The sequence below is a fragment of the Burkholderia sp. AU30198 genome (assembly GCF_020419825.1).
Classification (GTDB): Bacteria; Pseudomonadota; Gammaproteobacteria; order Burkholderiales; family Burkholderiaceae; genus Burkholderia.
In genome coordinates this window covers 84,401-102,068 of the sequence record NZ_JAIZSA010000015.1, presented here as the reverse complement: position 1 = coordinate 102,068, position 17,668 = coordinate 84,401, and the positions used below count along the sequence as shown (strand labels likewise).

General features: G+C 60.6%; 15 protein-coding genes. 12 read left to right on the top strand and 3 right to left on the bottom strand.

From position 1 onward, the window contains the following. The first annotated feature begins 417 nt into the window (after positions 1-417). Positions 418-1,050, top strand: a complete 633-nt coding sequence (locus LGN19_RS28325; protein ID WP_175034772.1) for a LysE family translocator — start codon at positions 418-420, stop codon at positions 1,048-1,050. Here the strand turns inward: LGN19_RS28325 and LGN19_RS28320 are convergent. Beyond that, on the bottom strand, positions 1,025-1,591 hold the full coding sequence (locus tag LGN19_RS28320; RefSeq protein ID WP_226218380.1) for a LysR substrate-binding domain-containing protein: 567 nt from the start codon (positions 1,589-1,591) through the stop codon (positions 1,025-1,027). The genes LGN19_RS28325 and LGN19_RS28320 overlap by 26 nt on opposite strands. A 96-nt stretch (positions 1,592-1,687) precedes the next feature. Between LGN19_RS28320 and LGN19_RS28315 the strand changes: the two genes are divergently transcribed. From LGN19_RS28315 to LGN19_RS28275, 9 genes are all read left to right on the top strand, one after another. Beyond that, on the top strand, positions 1,688-4,405 hold the full coding sequence (locus tag LGN19_RS28315; protein WP_226218379.1) for a type VI secretion system Vgr family protein: 2,718 nt from the start codon (positions 1,688-1,690) through the stop codon (positions 4,403-4,405). A 39-nt stretch (positions 4,406-4,444) separates the two neighbouring features. Further along, positions 4,445-6,442 (top strand): phospholipase D-like domain-containing protein, encoded by a 1,998-nt coding sequence (locus LGN19_RS28310; RefSeq protein WP_226218377.1) that lies wholly within the window; start codon positions 4,445-4,447, stop codon positions 6,440-6,442. Between the two features lie 127 nt (positions 6,443-6,569). Further along, positions 6,570-8,108 (top strand): tetratricopeptide repeat protein, encoded by a 1,539-nt coding sequence (locus tag LGN19_RS28305; RefSeq protein ID WP_226218376.1) that lies wholly within the window; start codon positions 6,570-6,572, stop codon positions 8,106-8,108. 44 nt (positions 8,109-8,152) lie between these two features. Then, complete coding sequence (locus tag LGN19_RS28300) at positions 8,153-8,416, top strand: PAAR domain-containing protein (protein ID WP_175219184.1); 264 nt, start codon at positions 8,153-8,155, stop codon at positions 8,414-8,416. A 282-nt stretch (positions 8,417-8,698) separates the two neighbouring features. After that, complete coding sequence (locus LGN19_RS28295) at positions 8,699-8,932, top strand: hypothetical protein (protein ID WP_175219186.1); 234 nt, start codon at positions 8,699-8,701, stop codon at positions 8,930-8,932. Beyond that, positions 8,896-9,288, top strand: a complete 393-nt coding sequence (locus tag LGN19_RS28290; RefSeq protein ID WP_175219188.1) for a phospholipase D-like domain-containing protein — start codon at positions 8,896-8,898, stop codon at positions 9,286-9,288. Before LGN19_RS28295 ends, LGN19_RS28290 begins: the two co-directional genes overlap by 37 nt. Positions 9,289-9,415: 127 nt before the next feature. Next, on the top strand, positions 9,416-10,840 hold the full coding sequence (locus LGN19_RS28285; protein ID WP_413227247.1) for a DUF6396 domain-containing protein: 1,425 nt from the start codon (positions 9,416-9,418) through the stop codon (positions 10,838-10,840). Between the two features lie 84 nt (positions 10,841-10,924). Beyond that, positions 10,925-11,314, top strand: a complete 390-nt coding sequence (locus LGN19_RS28280) for a hypothetical protein (protein ID WP_226218373.1) — start codon at positions 10,925-10,927, stop codon at positions 11,312-11,314. A gap of 155 nt (positions 11,315-11,469) precedes the next feature. Next, entirely contained in the window at positions 11,470-12,507 is a 1,038-nt protein-coding gene (locus tag LGN19_RS28275) for a T6SS immunity protein Tli4 family protein (protein ID WP_264173214.1), read from the top strand. A gap of 85 nt (positions 12,508-12,592) precedes the next feature. Here the strand turns inward: LGN19_RS28275 and LGN19_RS28270 are convergent, their stop codons facing one another. Beyond that, positions 12,593-14,221, bottom strand: coding sequence for an NADP-dependent glyceraldehyde-3-phosphate dehydrogenase (locus LGN19_RS28270; protein ID WP_174961990.1), 1,629 nt, complete (start codon positions 14,219-14,221; stop codon positions 12,593-12,595). Between the two features lie 727 nt (positions 14,222-14,948). Here LGN19_RS28270 and LGN19_RS28265 point away from each other — a divergent pair. Then, on the top strand, positions 14,949-15,419 hold the full coding sequence (locus LGN19_RS28265; protein WP_226218371.1) for a hypothetical protein: 471 nt from the start codon (positions 14,949-14,951) through the stop codon (positions 15,417-15,419). A gap of 19 nt (positions 15,420-15,438) precedes the next feature. Here LGN19_RS28265 and LGN19_RS28260 read toward each other — a convergent pair whose 3' ends face one another. After that, positions 15,439-16,386 (bottom strand): LysR family transcriptional regulator, encoded by a 948-nt coding sequence (locus LGN19_RS28260; protein WP_226218370.1) that lies wholly within the window; start codon positions 16,384-16,386, stop codon positions 15,439-15,441. A gap of 226 nt (positions 16,387-16,612) precedes the next feature. On the opposite strand from LGN19_RS28260, the gene LGN19_RS28255 reads away from it, so the two are divergent. Then, a complete protein-coding gene (locus LGN19_RS28255) occupies positions 16,613-17,641 on the top strand; it encodes a DUF1338 domain-containing protein (RefSeq protein ID WP_122948776.1) in 1,029 nt (342 codons plus the stop codon). The last annotated feature ends 27 nt before the right edge of the window (positions 17,642-17,668 follow it).

Sequence of the window (17,668 nt, the reverse complement as noted above, 5' to 3'; positions counted from 1 at the left end):
TCCCGCCGGTACTGGATGGCGGAGGGGCGCGAGGCGGCCATCGAGATGCGCGGCGCGATGCCGGTCGGGTGCGACGGGCGGTGCGGCGGGGCGAAATGCTTCACGGATGTAACGTAACGGCGGGTTAAATTGCGCGGTGTGTTCCTCGTCGGATTGACGAAACGGCGCGGCCGGTGCGTGCCGCCTGCGCCTGCCAAGCGTTCGGCCGGCCGCACGCGGCGGGACGGGACGGCCGCGACGGTCGGCGAAAACCGCTGGCGAATGTGACGAGTGTTTCAAAACCGAGACGGATTCGCCAGCGGCGATCCGGTGGCGCGACCGTCCGCCCAACTGGCCCAGCGAATTGCCGGCCAATTGTCCATGGGCAGACGGCGCGCGTTTGCCAACAATCTCCTGATCATCCCTGCGAGGTTCGACATGAGCGTCCACGCCTTCTTCTCGGCCAACCTGCTGCTGGCCTACACCGCCTATTTCATCGGTACGGCCAGCCCCGGGCCGAGCAATCTCGCGATCATGTCGGTTGCCGCGAACCAGGGGCGCAAGGCCGCGCTCGCGTTCGCGCTCGGCGTCATTTCAGGGTCGATGTTCTGGGCGACGGTGGCGGCGCTCGGCGTGTCGGCCGCGCTGCTGGCGTGGTCGAAGCTGCTGGTCGCGATCAAGCTGTTCGGCGGGTTGTACCTGCTGTGGCTCGCGTTCAAGTCGGGGCGCACTGCGTTGTCGGGCAAGGCGGCGGCGTCGCTGAACGCAGCGGGCGAGCAGCGGCTGTCGCGCTTCTATGTACGCGGCGCGATGCTGCACCTGACCAATCCGAAAGCGATCCTCGTGTGGGTGTCGATTGTCGCGCTGTCGTCGAACGGCGCGGGTGCGTCGCACGGCGCGGTCGTGCCGGGCTGCCTCGTGATCGGGTGCCTGGTGTTCGGCGGCTATGCGCTCGTGTTCTCGATGGACGGCGCGCGCCGGCTGTACGTGCGCGGCCGGCGCGCGATGGAAGCGTGCCTCGCCGTCGTGTTCGGTGTGGCGGGGATCAGGCTGCTGGTGTCGAACGTCTGAGGCGGCACGCCCGCGTGTCTAGCGGGCGACGCGCCGGGTGGCCCGCCTGCTCCGCGGGGCGCGTGAACAGCGACACGATCGTCTGCCGGAGCCAGCGGTGCGCGGGGTGGCTGTCCCAGCGCTGATGCCAGATCACGCAGTAAGGCCGCGCGGACATGCGCACCGGCGGTTGCCGCGACACCAGTTCCTTTTCATGGATCGACAGATCGAGCAGTGTGGTCGGCAGCACGCCGATGAAGTCCGATTCCCTGATGATCGCCAGCGCGGGCGAGTACGCATTCAGCGTGAGGACGAGATTGCGCTGCAGGCCGTGCGCGGCGAGCAGGCTGTCGTACACCGGCACCCGCATGCCGGAAAACCCGACGTCGAGATGCCGCGCCGCGAGGAAGCGCTTCAGCGTGAGCGGCCCCTTCGCGAGCGGATGATCCTTGCGCATCAGGCAGCTCCAGTGGATCGGCCACATCTCGTGCGTGCGCACGCCGCTGCTCGGGCTCGAGTCTTTCAGATAAAGCACCGGAATCAGCGTTCTACACCTTGCCATTTCTTGCAATCGTCAGGCCAATAGGCTGTAGAATCGGCCGGCCCAGTATGTCAAATCAATGACGATACGTGGGCAAAAATAATAAAGGGGCGGAACATGAGTGCGCAGGATATTGTGAGGGCAATTCGTGGCGGCTTGATCCAGAATGAGAGGCTGGTCAAGCTCGATACGCCGCTCGGCCCGGACGTACTGTTACCGCAACGGGTTGCGGGATGGTCACGCATTGGCCGACATTTTGAGTTCACGCTCGATGTCCAGTCGACCAACAGCGATATCAAGCTAGAACAGTTGATTGGTCAGCCTGTCACCCTCTGGCTCCATCAGACCAATCAATCCTATCTCCCCTGCCACGGTTATGTTTATTCGGTCAGGCGGTTAGGCTCGGAAGGCGGGTTGACCAGTTACCAGATTCGTTTTGCATCGTGGATGTATTTCCTCAAATTTCGCCGCGACCAGCGCATCTGGCAGGATAAAACGATCGATCAAATCCTGACCGACGTTTTCAATGCGCATTCCCGAGCGAAAGGACAGTTCAATTTCGCAATTTCGAAGCCCCTCGAACCACGTTCGTACTGCACGCAATATGAAGACGACTGGACCTTTGTTCACCGGTTGATGGAAGCGGAGGGCCTGTTCGGTATCTGGAAACAAGCCGCGGACGGCAAGTCACACACACTGACGATCACCGACCACTTGGACACGTGTGAACCGCTGGCGCCGCAAACGGTATCGTTCTCACGCGACGGTTTGAACAGCGAGATTGACGCGCTGCTGCATTGGTCGGGCACGCGAAGTTTGCATAGCGCCGTGCTGGCGACCCGGACGTTCGATTATAAGAGTCCATCATCACTCGCCAATCCGAAAGGCACCCACGTGCCCACACTGTCGCACGAGTTGCCGGAGGAGCTGGAAGTCTACGAATACACCGGCCCCTATACGTATCTGAAGGACGATCGCGGTGAGCACCTGACTAAAATCCGCATGGAGGAATGGGAGTCACGCGCAGAACGGTTTTATGGCACAGGCGGCTTGCGTGGAGTCGATGCCGGACGATGGTTCGAGCTAACCGGACACCCGGAGCATGATCAGGATTCCACATCTCGACGCGAGTTCGTGGTTCTGGAGGCCAACTGGCTGATTGAAAATAATCTTCCGGGGTCCAGCCATCATGCGAACTTGCCCGGTAGCCTCCAAGGCAAGATTGCAGACGCAACGCAGGCGGCTAGTGTCACTCATCCGGACGGCTCCACGGGTTTTTACTTCGTCGAGATCGAAACGCAACGCAAGTCCTTGCCCTTCCGCAGTCCGTTCGAACATCGCAAGCCTGTCATGCAGATGCAGACGGCAACTGTCGTCGGGCCGCAAGGTCAGGAAATCCATACCGACGAGTTTGGTCGCGTAAAGGTCCAGTTTCATTGGGATCGGATCGGCGAGCGCGATGAGCGCAGTTCGTGCTGGGTGCGTGTCGCGCAGCCGTGGGCAAGCGGCGGCTTCGGGGGCATCCAGCTCCCCAGAATCGGCGACGAAGCGGTCGTGTCGTTCCTTGATGGTGATCCGGATAGACCGATCATCACGGCCCGCGTCGGAAACGGCGCAAATCGGCCGCAGTGGAACTTGCCCGACCAGCACCCGCTATCGGGATTCGTCAGTAAAGAAATCGGCGGTGTGCAAAACAATGTCTGGCTGAAAGACGACACTCAGGGGCAGGTGCAAACGCAAATACGCAGCGACCACCTTGAGTCGGGCTTCCACGCAGGTTATATCACGCGCGTGAGTGAACCGGCCGGTCGCGGCGAGAAGCGCGGCGAAGGGGTCGAGCTTCGCACTGACGGCAATGCGGCCGTGCGCGGTGCACGCGGGCTGCTCCTGACGACCCATCCCCGGCCCGGGGCGAGCGGCGATGCATTCAGCGTCGATGAAGTCAATCTTCAGTTGGCAAATGCCCAGGACACCGCAACGAGCCTCGCGCAGTCCGCACAATCGGCGGGCGCGCAGGACGGCGAGCAAAAATCCATCGCCGGAGCGCTGAAGGCGCAGGCGAAAGGCATCCAGGGTGGTGGTTCATTGAAGCAGTTCGAGCAACCGCACTTGGTGCTCGCAAGTCCTGCCGGTGTCGCTACCAGCACACCGGAACTGATTCACGTCAGCAGCGGCAAGAGTACGTCCGTTACCGCCGGCGCGCATGTGTCGGTCAGTACGGGTGGTGGTTTCTTCGCAAGTGCGCGCCGCGCGTTGCGCCTGTTTGTCGCCGAAGCAGGCATGCGACTCGTTGCAGCCGCAGGCGACATCGACGTGAAGGCCCTGAAGGACAGTATCAATCTGTTGGCGAAACTGAACGTGACGGTAACAGCGAACAAAATCACCATCAGCGCTCAGCAGGAAGTCGAGATCAACGGTGGTGGCAGCTATACCCGCTGGACAGCAGGACAGATCAAGAGCGGCACGTCGGGCGGCTTCGAGGTGCACTCGGCGACCCGCACGCTCACGGGACCGGATAGTGTTAGTACGCCGAATATTCCGGCGCTACCACCAGAAAAGGAGCAACTACACTTCGCGTTGGGGGCGTTGCCCGGTGAGGCACATCAATACGTGAGCGAGCCGTACGATCTATACAAGGGTGGAGCAAAAATCGGACAAGGGGTGACGGATGAGTTCGGACGAGTCGTCGTGAAAGACCATGAGCCCGGTACGCCGGCCTATCAGGTCAAACTCGCCAACGGCGGACAGTTTGACCTAAAGGTCAAGGACTCGCTCCAGGGTGATCCTGACCATACGGACCAGCGAACCAATCGAGGCGAACGGCTAGACGGCTAACCGCATCCTTCCTGACTCACTGACAAAGAGGACCTGAACGTGGCCGACAGTACCCTGAAAACCCAAAATCCGGCAGCTGTTGCGATTGATGAGCAGTTACGCACTGCAAAGTCATCGGCACAATGGTTGCTGGAAACGCGCAAGGACGTTGCGCCCATCACCTTTGAAAACCACCTCGATTTCCTGATCTGTGGCGAAGAAGGGTTCGCGAACATCGCGAACGACCTGAAGCTTGCCAAGGGTTCAGTCAATCTCTGCTGTTGGGGCTTCGACCCGGGCATGGAGCTGATCCGCGACAAAGATGCACCGGAATGGCCACGCGGGCATCAGACATATGGCGAACTGCTTGAGGAAGTCGCAAACAAGGGCGTAACGGTTCGCTTGATGGTCTGGTACGACGAAACCGGTTCGGCAAAGCAGAACAATGTCCCAGGCTATTCCGACACCGGACATAACCCGATTACTCATTTTCCCGCGTTTCTCGTTGGCACATCCAATTCCCCCTACGACAGCAAAAAACGCCAGCAATACTGCATCGATTGGTGGAAAAGACACCATCCCAAGGGAAATTGCAGCGGAACGAACAAGAACCTGCTGGTCACTTTCCGTTCGGTCGATTCGGCGGACGCAGCGCACGCGTTGTCCGATGAAGAATTTAAACCGCAAGACGGGAAATTGCCGACCAAAGAACGTCCTTTGATGGTGGACTACCCGACCCATCATCAAAAGCCGATTGTGATCGACTACGACTACAACAACGGCTACAAGGCGGTTGGCTATGTGATGGGTCTGAACTCCGTGACCGACTACTGGGATACAACGACGCACGCTATCGATGATTCCGTGCGAGAACTACTGACGAAGAAAACATTGGGAGCAGAGCAGGCTCATGAGGAGGCGACGCTGGAGCAGCCGCCTACAAAGGGTTATAAACATGTCCGCCCCTATCAGGACTATGCGTGCCGCCTGTTCGGCCCTGCCTTAAAGCGGGTGTATGACAACTTTGCGCGAGATTGGAATCACTACGCCCCTGCTACGCACCGGATGCCGGAGCATGCGGAGATACCGAGCAATATTCAGAAAGCACCTTACAATCCAAATCACGCTGTCCAGATTGTGCGTACACATCCCAGGGACAAGGATAAAACGATCAAGGAACTCTATATCCATGCAAGTTCCTGGGCGCGCAACTACATCTACATGGAGAATCAATATTTCTTCTATCCAACCTTTGCCCAGAAATTAAAAGAGGCGCGGCAGGGCCACTGGAAGGCTTGGGCAGAAAAGTCCGGAAGACCAAGTAGCGAGATGGGAATCCTCTACATGTTCATCGTCATTCCGCATCCCGAGGATGACGGAATGATTCCCCGCACCTATGACATGCTGACCGAGTTTGGCGCAAGCGATCCGACCGAGAACAACCCGGCCATGTCTAATCAGGGGGCTTACGACAAGGAAAATCATCGAGCTCAAGACTATCCGGACGCGAAGCTGTTTTCGTATACACGTGAAACAGGAGTGGGTCCGGTCATTTCGCAGGTCAAGGTTCTCGATCACCCAAGTGTGCAGGAACTGGCATCCACCTATGGAATCAAGGTCAGTGTTGCTCGACTACGTGCCAGCGGACCGATCCCCGGTCACGATATGGCCTACCGTGAAATCTACATTCACTCGAAGCTGATGATCATCGATGACGTATTCATTACGGTCGGAAGCGCAAACATGAACCAGCGCAGCATGACGGCGGACAGCGAGATCAACATCGGTGCGACTGGATTGGACTACGCCGCCCCACTGCGGGAAAGAATATTCAAGCTCCACTCGGGCGGTGATATCCCGGGTAGTGGAGACTTCAAAGAAATTCCTAATGTCTTTGAGGATTGGAACAGACGGATGGCAAAAAATCGTAGTACCTGGAAGGGTGGGAAAATGGCGCTCAAGGGTTTCCTGCTTCCATTTGAAGATCACCGCGCTACAGGCACGATGCACGCCCAAGTGACCGTTCCGTCAACGTCAGACGCTTCAGCCATCGCCTGAGATGAATCGATTCGACACGAAATTTCTGCGCGTCTTTCTGCGACTCCTGTTCGCCAGTCTCTGTGTGCTGGCAACAGATTCGCACGGTAACCCCCTTACAGCCCTGACTAGCAAGCTGAGCGCATCCATGTCCGACCTGCCACGTTACGAAAAACTGCCGTTGTTCAGCCCACATCGCAAAACCTTCACCTGTGTGTATCAGGCACAACACGTACCGCCCGTTGATCCACAAGCTGAGTTGTGGTTCCAACAAGCGCTGGCACTCGATGATCCCAACATCGACTATGACAAGCGCGATTACGCGAAGATTTACCAGCTCTACACACAAGCCGCCGAACGCAATCACTGGAAGGCCATGCTTAATATCGCCTCGCTGATATTGAGCGATCGTCGAGGCGTACCAACCCATGATCCTGAGATCGCGATTCGCTGGGTGGAAAAGGCAATGAAACTGGACGTGCCTGACGCCTACGACATGATGGGAATCTACCATCAGAATGGACTGATCAAAGGTGGCGACGCCACCAGTGCTTACACCTTCTTTCAGCGCGCCGCCGATATGGGTAGCCCATCTGCGCAAACATTCATCGGAACAAAGACGGATGCTGCATATGACGATCCAGGCGGTGAATTCTGGGGAAATCTGCCTATTGCAACGCAAATGCTTGAATGCGCCTTCGCACAGGGATATGGAGACGCGGCAGACGAGTTGGGTCACGTCTACGCAAGAGACAATACCCCTGAAGGTAAGTCGCGTGCCCTAAAAATTTTGCATGAGGGTGTAAAACTCGGAAGTGCAAAATGCGCGCATAGTCTGGCACCAGAGTTTCGGGGCTTAGACCTCGCTGATGGAACTAATTTGGTCGGTCATATCGACAAGGCGCGTGCTGAACGTTACAGCAAGCTTGGAGATGCGCTGGAGTTCTATCAGGGTCGCCTGAAGTTGCCTAATCTCGACAAGGTACTTCCGTTGCCACCCGCAGCGTTGCCGAAGTGGGATGGTAGCGTACAGACGTTGATCAATGGCGCAAAGGCCGTGACGCCGTCCCCCAAACCGCAAAAGACCACTGCGCTGCAAGGCCGCGAATTCATTCCGCGTGGATATGCAGTGGCCACACGAGAGCAAAGCACGATGGTGGCCGCGGGCAACAATCCCGTGCCGCGCGAAGGCTACTGGCTCGCGCTGTATGGTCCCCCAGCTACCCCCAAGTCCGACCTGCTCCCCGCCCGTCGGAATACGCCGGAGCGCTATCGGGCGGGTGAGCGCTTCGAGGCATCGTCATTCGAGTGGCTGGCCGCCGAGCAGGTGCAGTGGCATTACCTTGGCGAGGCCTATGCCCTTCCACCACAGCAACACGATTTCCTGACGCACATGGTCGAAGCCGGTTTGTTGCGTGAAGTCCCCGAACCCGCGTCGCCAGTCAGGTGTAACGGCCAACAACGTTGCCCCCAAACAGGGATATGGGAAAGTCGGGTCGCAGCTGATCACCCGATGGAGACGCTGTACAACCGCTGGGACCAGCAGGCTTTCGTCGAAAAAGGGCAAGCATTTCCGCAACCCGGAGACCGTTTTATTGATGTAGCCGCGAGAGACATGCAGTGGACTTATCTAGGCAGTCCGAATGCGGAAACCGGTATGCCTGGCATCTATACGATTGGTATGTAAGCGCACGGGGCCGGCACGCTGCCACACGCGAGAGAGAAAAGCACATGGTTCGTCAGGTAATTGTGGTGGGTGATACGCTCGCGCCGCATGGCGGTACGGTTACGGCAGGTTCGAATGCCGATGTGGTTGACGGCAAGGCAATCGCCCGCAAAGGCGATACGGTCGAATGCCATCAGCACGGAATGCAGACGATCGCTGAAGGCGATGCGAACGGCATGGTCAGTGGTGCTCCGGTTGCGTTGCACGGGCACCATGCAACATGCGGTTGCACACTGGTCAGTCGCTCAACCACTGTGTCGTGGTCCTAAGCATAAGCAGGATCGCTGACACCTGGAAGACTCCGACAGAAGGAGGGTGTACCAGCATGGGTGAATACGGATTCGACATTGCATTTTCCGGTTATCACGGACTGGGTGGTCAGCCTCCGCGCTGAAAAGGCATCGTTCCTGGCCTCTTACTGAGAATCAGCACTGGACACATCAGGGGCAGGGATAGGGATCACGTAGGCAAGGTCATAGCCAAGGCTTGGTATCCGGTTCGCCCCAAATTGGTCGAATGGCTCACTGCGCCCGAAGCGCCGGTGGGTATGCATGGTCCATGCGCAGACGCCAGGCGAGCGCGTGTGCATCGACATCATCGACGATGTCCGGATGATCAAGTCAGACTACGAGATCGGCCGCCACGTGTATGCGTGCGGGATCGCCGCCGACGCGCACAACCTGCTGCTGAGCGAATCACGCTCTGGCTTGCTCGACTACGTGCCAGCGGACCGATCCCCGGTCACGATATGGCCTACCGTGAAATCTACATTCACTCGAAGCTGATGATCATCGATGACGTATTCATTACGGTCGGAAGCGCAAACATGAACCAGCGCAGCATGACGGCGGACAGTGAGATCAATATCGGTGCGACTGGATTGGACTACGCCGCCCCACTGCGGGAAAGAATATTCAAGCTCCACTCGGGCGGTGATATTTCAGGTAGTGGAGACTTTAAGGAAATTCCCTCGACGTTCAAGCGATGGGTGGCTCGTATGGATAACAATCGCGATGTATGGAAAGCGGGTAAGGCGCCTCTGAAAGGATTTCTCCTGCCTTTTGAGGATCACCGTGCTACAGGCACGATGCACGCCCAGGTGACCGTTCCGTCGACGTCCGGCACATCAGCCGTCGTCTGAGATGAATCGACCCGACATGAAATTTATCGATCTTGCTCTGCGACTTCTATTCGCCAGTCTCTGCGTGTTGGCAACTGCGTCACAGGCTAGCCCTTTTACAGCCCAGACCATCAAGTTGAGTGCATCCATGTCCGACCTGCCACGTTACGAAAAACTGCCGTTGTTCAGCCCGCATCGCAAGACCTTCACCTGTGTATATCAAGCTCAACACGTACCGCCCGTCGATCCGCAAGCTGAATTGTGGTTCCAGCAAGCGCTGGCGCTCGATGATCCCGACATCGATTACGATAAGCGCGATTACGCGAAGATTTACCAACTCTACACACAAGCAGCTGAACGCAGTCACTGGAAGGCCATGCTGAATATTGCTTCGTTGATACTGAGCAATCGTTCGGGAGTCCCAACCCATGATCGCGAGACTGCTATCCGCTGGGTGGAAAAGGCGATGAAACTGGGGATTCCTGACGCCTACGACATGATGGGAATCTACCATCAGAATGGGCTGATTAGCGGTGGCGATGCCACCAGTGCTTACGCCTTCTTTCAGCGCGCCGCCGATATGGGTAGCCCGTCTGCACAAACATTTATCGGAACCAAGACGGATGCTGCATATGACGATCCAGGCGGTGAATTCTGGGGAAATCTGCCTATTGCGACACAAATGTTGGAGTGTGCACTCGCTCAAGGATATGGAAATGCAGCGAAGGAGTTAGGACATGTTTACGCCAGACCGCAAACTGCCGAAGCGAAGCTACGTGCGCTGAAGGTTCTTCATCAAGGGGTCAAGTTGGGCTCTGCCGAGTGCGCGAATAAGCTGTTTACCGAATTCGATGGAATGGACCTTACTGACGGCACTAACCTAGTCGGCCAAATCGACAAGGCGCGTGCTGAACGATACAGCAAGCTTGGAGATGCGCTGGAGTTCTATCAGGGTCGCCTGAAGTTGCCCAATCTCGACAAGGTACTTCCGTTGCCACCCGCAGCGTTGCCGAAGTGGGATGGTAGCGTACAGACGTTGATCAATGGCGCAAAGGCCGTGACGCCGTCCCCCAAACCGCAAAAGACCACTGCGCTGCAAGGCCGCGAATTCATTCCGCGTGGATATGCAGTGGCCACACGAGAGCAAAGCACGATGGTGGCCGCGGGCAACAATCCCGTGCCGCGCGAAGGCTACTGGCTCGCGCTGTATGGTCCCCCAGCTACCCCCAAGTCCGACCTGCTCCCCGCCCGTCGGAATACGCCGGAGCGCTATCGGGCGGGTGAGCGCTTCGAGGCATCGTCATTCGAGTGGCTGGCCGCCGAGCAGGTGCAGTGGCATTACCTTGGCGAGGCCTATGCCCTTCCACCACAGCAACACGATTTCCTGACGCACATGGTCGAAGCCGGTCTGTTGCGTGAAGTCCCCGAACCCGCGTCGTCAGTCAGGTGTAACGGCCAACAACGTTGCCCGCAAACAGGGATATGGGAAAGTCGGGGCGCCTCCGCGCTGAAAAGGCATCGTTCCTGGCGTCTTACTGAGAATCAGCACTGGACACATCAGGGGCACGGATAGGATCACGTAGGCAAGGTCATAGCCAAGGCTTGGTATCTGGTTCGCCCCAAATTGGTCGAATGGCTCACTGCGCCCGAAGCGCCGGTGGGTATGCGGGTCCATGCGCAGACGCCAGGCGAGCGCGTGTGCATCGACATCATCGACGATGTCCGGATGATCAAGTGCGACTACGAGATCGGCCGCCACGTCTATGCGTGCGGGATCGCCGCCGACACGCACAACCTGCTGCTGAGCGAAGCGCGCCGTGGCCTCGGAATGGCGGAGATGTCGTCGCGCATTCGCAGCTTCATCATGCAGCGGCTGCTGGCCGACGATCCGTCGCTGAACCCCTCGGCGACGCGGATCGTCGCGGTGTGCCAGCCGGGCAGCGTGTCGCACGATCCGCACAACTTCAGCAACATCGACATGCTCACGAACGACTCGCTTCGGAACTTGAAGCACCCATCGATGCACTTCAAGATCTGCACCCCATGATTCCGAGGATTTTCATCGCGGGCATCGTGGCCTCGCCTATAGTCACGAAAGACAACGGTGACTAGGCTTTCTTCGCGCCGAACATGGACGCGCCGCGTGCTTCTCGGCAACATGGTGCAGATCATGAAAGATATCGATGTGCGGGGAGGATCGTGATGGCGCGTTTCGTTCGTTCACTGCTGTTGCTGGCGGGGCTGTGTGCCTGCTCGTTTGCGTATTCCGTGGAACCGGGGATGAGTAATCCGTTGTTATCGGAATTGCGTCCGTGGTGCATCGGCCGCCTGATGTTCGACCGGCCCGTCTCGAGCGAGATCTCGAACGAGTATTACGAGTACCGCGGCGAAAAGCTGGTGACGACGCACGATGTGTCAGTGGAGGACTACGATGCCAAAGTCGCGGCGCGCGAGAAGGAACTGCGCACCAAACAGCGGGTGAATCCCGTCAATCTGCAGGAGACGACGGGGCGCGCATGGCTGGAAAAGGCATTTTCTCCGGTGCAGCACTCACGGGTTTTCGTCTTCAACAATGCGGTGGTGAAAGCAGTAGCCTTGCCGTTCGATACGGAAGGTTATCTGTTTGCGAACCGCACGCTCGTCCAGACGACGAGCTTGATCGGTTCGGATGCGCTGGACCGGGCCGAAAGCATCTATGACGATACCTACCGCCGCATCAAGGTACGCGATAACTGGACCGTGCCGACGGAATCCGGTTTTTGCTTCGATGGCGGGATCGTCACCGGCCCGTCAACTTACTCGGAAGAAGTCAGCCAGTCCTTCGCGTTGATGCCGGGCCGACCGGCGCTGCTTGTGATCAAGCTGCGGGATGCGGTGGACGAGGATCTGGCGCAGCCGCTCACTCGCAATCTGCGTGCGCTGCGCGCGACGCTCAATCGTATGCCGGGACACTACAGCATCCTGCGCCAGGGCAAACGGCAGGTCGCCGGCATGGACGCGGAGGAGGTGCTGTTTGCGCTCAGGGATGGGGCGGTCACGGTCTATCGCTTCTACTTGCTCGCGCCGGGGAATCCCGCGACGGTGGAGCAGCCGCATACGTCGGTCGAACTGCTGCTGGGCGCGCCCGCGCGCGCCGACCTGCCACCGGAGGTGGCCACCTCGCCCGTCGATGAAGCGGGCGCGTTGCAAGTATGGGACACACTGCTGAACAGCCTGCGCGCGAGGCCGGGTGCGATCTGACCGGAGGCGGACGAGGCGGGGCGCGCTTAACCCGATGACTCCGCCGCATTGACGCGCGGCGGAGGGCTCCCGAATCAGAGCGGCTTCAGAAAATGAAGCCTGTATTGATGAACTTCGAGTAGTGATCCGACACGATCGAATCGAGCAGCTGCTTGCTGCTGTCGGTCTGCTTTGCCGCGACCATCGAGCGGATCGAGAACGCGCGCAGCGCGTCGCTCACCGACAGCGTGCCTTCGGCCGAATCCTTGCGGCCCGCGAACGGGAACACGTCGGGCCCGCGCTGGCACTGGCAGTTGATGTTCACGCGGCACACCTGGTTCACGAGCGGATCGACGAGCGCGCCGATCTGCGCTGGATCGGAACCGAAGATGCTGACCTGCTGGCCGTGATCCGACGTCGTCACGTAGTCGAGCGCGGTGTCGACGTCGTCGAACGGCGCGACCGGGATGATCGGCCCGAACTGTTCCTCGCGATACAGCTTCATCCCTTCGGACACCGGATACACGACGGCCGGATAGAACAGCGTCTTGCTGAACTCGCCGCCCGAATGGTTGACGACCTGCGCGCCCTTGGCCTTCGCATCGTCGATCGCATCCGTCATGTAGGCGGTGCGATGCATGCCCGGTAGCGGCGTGATGCTGACACCCTTCTCCCACGGCATGCCGATCTTCAGCTGTTCGAGCGCGGCGGTGAAGCGCTTCAGGAATTCGTCGACGATCGAGCGGTGCACGAGCAGCATCTTCAGCGCGGTGCAGCGCTGGCCGTTGAACGACAGCGCGCCGAGCAGGCATTCCTTCACGGTGAGGTCGAGATCGGCGTCGGGCAGCACGATCGCCGCGTTCTTCGCGTCGAGGCCGAGGATCGCGCGCAGCCGGTGCGACTTCGGGTGCTGCTTCTTCAGGTGATCGGCCACCTTGCTCGACCCGATCAGCGCGAGCACGTTGATCTTGCCCGACGCGAGCATGTGCGGCACGACCACCGCGCCCGGCGCGTAGATCGTGTTGATCACGCCCTTCGGGAACGCGTCGCGGAACGCTTCGAGCAGCGGCTCGAACAGCAGCGTGCCGTACTGAGGCGGCTTGAACACCACGGTGTTGCCCATCAGCAGCGCGGGGATCAGCGTCGCGAAAGTCTCGTTCAGCGGATAGTTGTACGGCCCCATGCACAGCACGACGCCGAGCGGCGTGCGGCGGATCTGGCCGATCGTGCCTTCCGCGATCACGAAGCGCGAATTCGCGTTGTCGAGCTCCTTCAGCGCGTCGATCGTCTGCGTCATGTACGTGACGGTGCGGTCGAATTCCTTCTGCGAATCGGCGAGGCTCTTGCCGATCTCCCACATGATCAGGTTCACCACCAGCTCGCGCTGCGCGACCATCCGCTTGATGAAGTCCTGCATGCACGCGATGCGCTGCTCGACCTTCATCGTCGGCCACTCGCCGCGGCCGGCGTCGTACGCGCGTACCGCGGCGTCGAGCGCCGCATCGCTTTCCGTTTCGCCCATCACCGGGTAGCTGCCGATCTCGACCTGCTCGACGGTGCCGTCCGCCTGCCGCACGCACACGGGCGACAGCACGGTCTTGGTCGCGCCGTCCCACGGCCGCAATGCGCCGTCGACGAGCGACACGCGCTGGTGGATCGGCGAAGTCAGCCGGTACTCGGCGGGGATGTCCTGAAAGGCGGGAAACAACTGCTGCAGGGAGGCGGAATCGGGCATGACGGTCTCGTTTGACGGGGTGTCCGGGAAGGACGGGCGATGCGAATCCTGAGCTGAGCGATCCTCGATCCTGAATCGGCATCATGACGCGCGGACGACGAAGCGTCACGCATCGGCATGGCCGAATCGAAGAATGGAACCAGTTCCATTAAAAAGGAACGCCGGGCCGAATGCAAGATTTGCCGAACGGGATCGTGTGAGGCGAAAGTGAAATGCAAGAAAGTGTCAGAATGCCGGGTATAACACGTTCAACGCATGCGCAAACGTTTCACGCGGGCCAGTTTCAGCGGATAATGGCGCAGCGCGGTAACGTAAAAAATGCAGGGAACCTGAGAGAACAGAAGAAGTGAAGAACAGGAAAAGTCCGCCGCGCTGCCGAAGCGAGGTCGGCTGCCCGGAGCGCCGGGTCGGGGATACCCGGCCCGGCGCACGCCGGACCCCAATACGTCCCGCCGGCTTCAACGGATCCTTCGCGATTCCTCTCCTTTTTCAGCGCGGTCGTGTGCCCGGCTTCGGTTTCTGTCCGGCCGGTGCGGCACGAAACATTGCTCGCGGCCGATCGCCGCTTGCCCCCGAATTCCCCCGATCGTCGCTGCCGTGCACGGCCCGCGTACGCGGTCTGCCACGATGACGCGGCGCCTGCATGCAACGCACGCGCTGCGCGACAATGCGGGTCTTCGTCACGATGCACCGCACCTCACTGCCCATGATCCGCAAAGCGCTTGATGTGTCGACCCTGACCGGCTTCGCCCGCGCGCTGGGCGTGTTGCTGCTGGCGTGCGGCGCGGCCGCGGCGGGCGCGCAGCCGGCGCCGGCCGACGCCGAACCCGAATGCCATTCGGTGCATGTCGGCCGGGCGATCACGCTGTCGGGCCGTTACGCGCTCGACTACGGCGACGAATCGATCGGGTCGGACGTATGGTTCGAAGAGGACGAGGCATCGGCGCGGCGCTTGCCGGACCGCTCGCAACGCGCGGGTGTGATCGTCTTCACGAACCAGCGCGATGCACTGCGCGGACTGCGGCTCCCCGCCGCGCAGCCCGACGGCGTATGCCGCTTCGACGGGCGCGCAACGGTCGTGATCCGCGCGCTGGACACCGTGTGCCCGGGGCTGGAAACGCCCGATCGCGCGCGGCTGGTGAAGGTCGTGACGGCCGGTCTGCCGACGCGACACGCGTGCGAGGCCAGCACGCCATGATGCTGGCGCGACCGCGCCGTTACTCGACGTCCTCGTCGTCCACCATCTCGCCGTCATCCGCATCGAAATCCGGCGACGCATACGCGCTCGCCTGCTCGAGCAGCCAGCCGCGAAACAGCTCCAGCGGCTTGCTGTGGCTGAACTCCGTCGGATACACGAGGTAGTACGCCGAATCGCCGACCGTCGCCGCGTCGCACGGCACGACGAGGCCGAGCTGCTGCAACTGTTCCTCGACGAAGAACTTCGGCACGAGCGCGACGCCAAGCCCGGCCGCGGCCGCGCTGATCAGCATCGTGTGCAGCTCGTAGCGCACGCCCTGCATCGTGCGGATGTCCTCGACGCCGTGCGCCTCGAACCACTGCGCCCACGCGCCGGGGCGCGTCGTCGAGTGCAGCAGTGGGTATGCGAGCAGATCCTCGACGCGCTCGACGGGCCTGTCGAGCAGCGCGGGCGAGCAGATCGGCACGACTTCCTCGCCGAACAGGTAGTCGGACGACGTGCCGGGCCAGGTCGGCTTGCCGTAGTGGATCGCGGCCTCGAAGTGCGTGTCCTCGAACGAGAACAGGTCGGTGCGGCTGCCCATGTTCACGCGCACGTCGGGCGTGCGGTCGTAGAAGCTCTTGATGCGCGGGATCAGCCAGTGCGACGCGAAGGTCGGCAGCACCGCCAGCTCCAGGTAGCCGCCGCCGCTGCCGTGCGCGATGATCGACAGCGTGTCGCGGTCGAGCGCCTCCAGCGCGCGCCGCACCTGCGTGCCGTACAGCTTGCCGGCGCGCGTCAGCACGACGCGCTGCTTCACGCGGGCGAACAGCCGCACGCCGAGGCTCGCCTCGAGCGTCGCGATCTGCCGCGATACCGCGCTTTCGGTCAGGAACAGCTCCTTGGCTGCGTGCGTGAAGCTCTCGTGGCGCGCGGCGGCTTCGAAAGCCACGAGCGCGCCCATGTTGGGGATCTTGAATTTGCGCATGATGTTCGATTCGTCTGACGATCAGGCCCGCACGGCACAAGGCGGACGGCGGAGCAGGGGAGCGGCTGATAATTCCAAAAACTCATCACATATCAATTTAATCTCGCTTTACGCCCGGCTGCAACCCTTTGAATAATGCTCTCCACGCAAGGCCAGGCGCCCGCAGGGCAGCCGGCCAACGAGTTGCCGGCACGTTTGCCGGCGGTCCCCCGAGACGAGAAACCTGATGCGCAATCCGAATATCGAGAGCTTGCTGACGAAGCTGCTGGGACAGGCGAAGACCGACGCCCTGTTCTCGACCCTGAACATGCCGGCCATCCTCGAAGAATGGGAAGACGGCGTCGTGACGCGCGCGGAAATCGCGCAGGCGATGAACATGGCGCTGTTCGAAGGGCTGCTTGAACGTTCGGCGAACGGCCGCGCGTACACGGCCGACGCGATCGAAAGCGGCGGCTCGGTCTATTTCGACCACGGCGCGCTGCGCACGGTGCGCTGGCCGAACACGGGCGCGCTGCCGCCGGGCGAAGCCGCGTTCACGCGCATCCTGCGTCCGCTCGGCTTCCGCCTGAACGGCCGTTACCCGCTCGACAAGCTCGGCATGACGGGCCGCGCGTATGCGCATGAAGACGCGCCCGACGAAATCGCGCAGTTCTTCGTCAGCGAGCTGCATCCGGAACGTTTCTCGAAGGAATTCCAGCAGGCCGTGACGAACGTCGTGAGCACGTCGCGCGATCCGCTGTCGCCGGCGGCCGTCGCGCTGCTGTGGGAAATCGAGCGTGAAGGCTGGCTGTCGCTGGAGGCCGCGCACGCGCTGCTGCCGGAGATCGTCGGGGCGTTCGCGCGTCAGCACGACCTGCCGAACGAGCTCGACTACGAAACGCTGCTGCTGGAATCGGCGGAAATGGCGTGGATCTCGACCGAAGGCAACGCGTTCAACCATGCGACCGACCGCGTCGCCGACGTGTTCAAGCTGTCCGACGACGAGAAGGCGAAGGGCCGGCCGATGAAGCCGGAAGTCGAGCGTTCGCGCTCGGGCCGCGTGTTCCAGACCGCGTATCGTGCAGATACCGTCGAGCGCGAATTCCGCACGCGCGACGGCGGCACCGTGAAGCGCAACGTACCGGGTTCGTTCTACGAGTTCATCACGCGCAAGCGCACGTTCGACCAGGCGGCACGCCGCTGGGTGACCGACCTGCGTTTCGATGCGGGTAACGCGCAGGGCATCTTCAAGATGACGGCCAACGCGGCGAAGTAACGCAGCGAAAGCGGGACGTACCGCTTA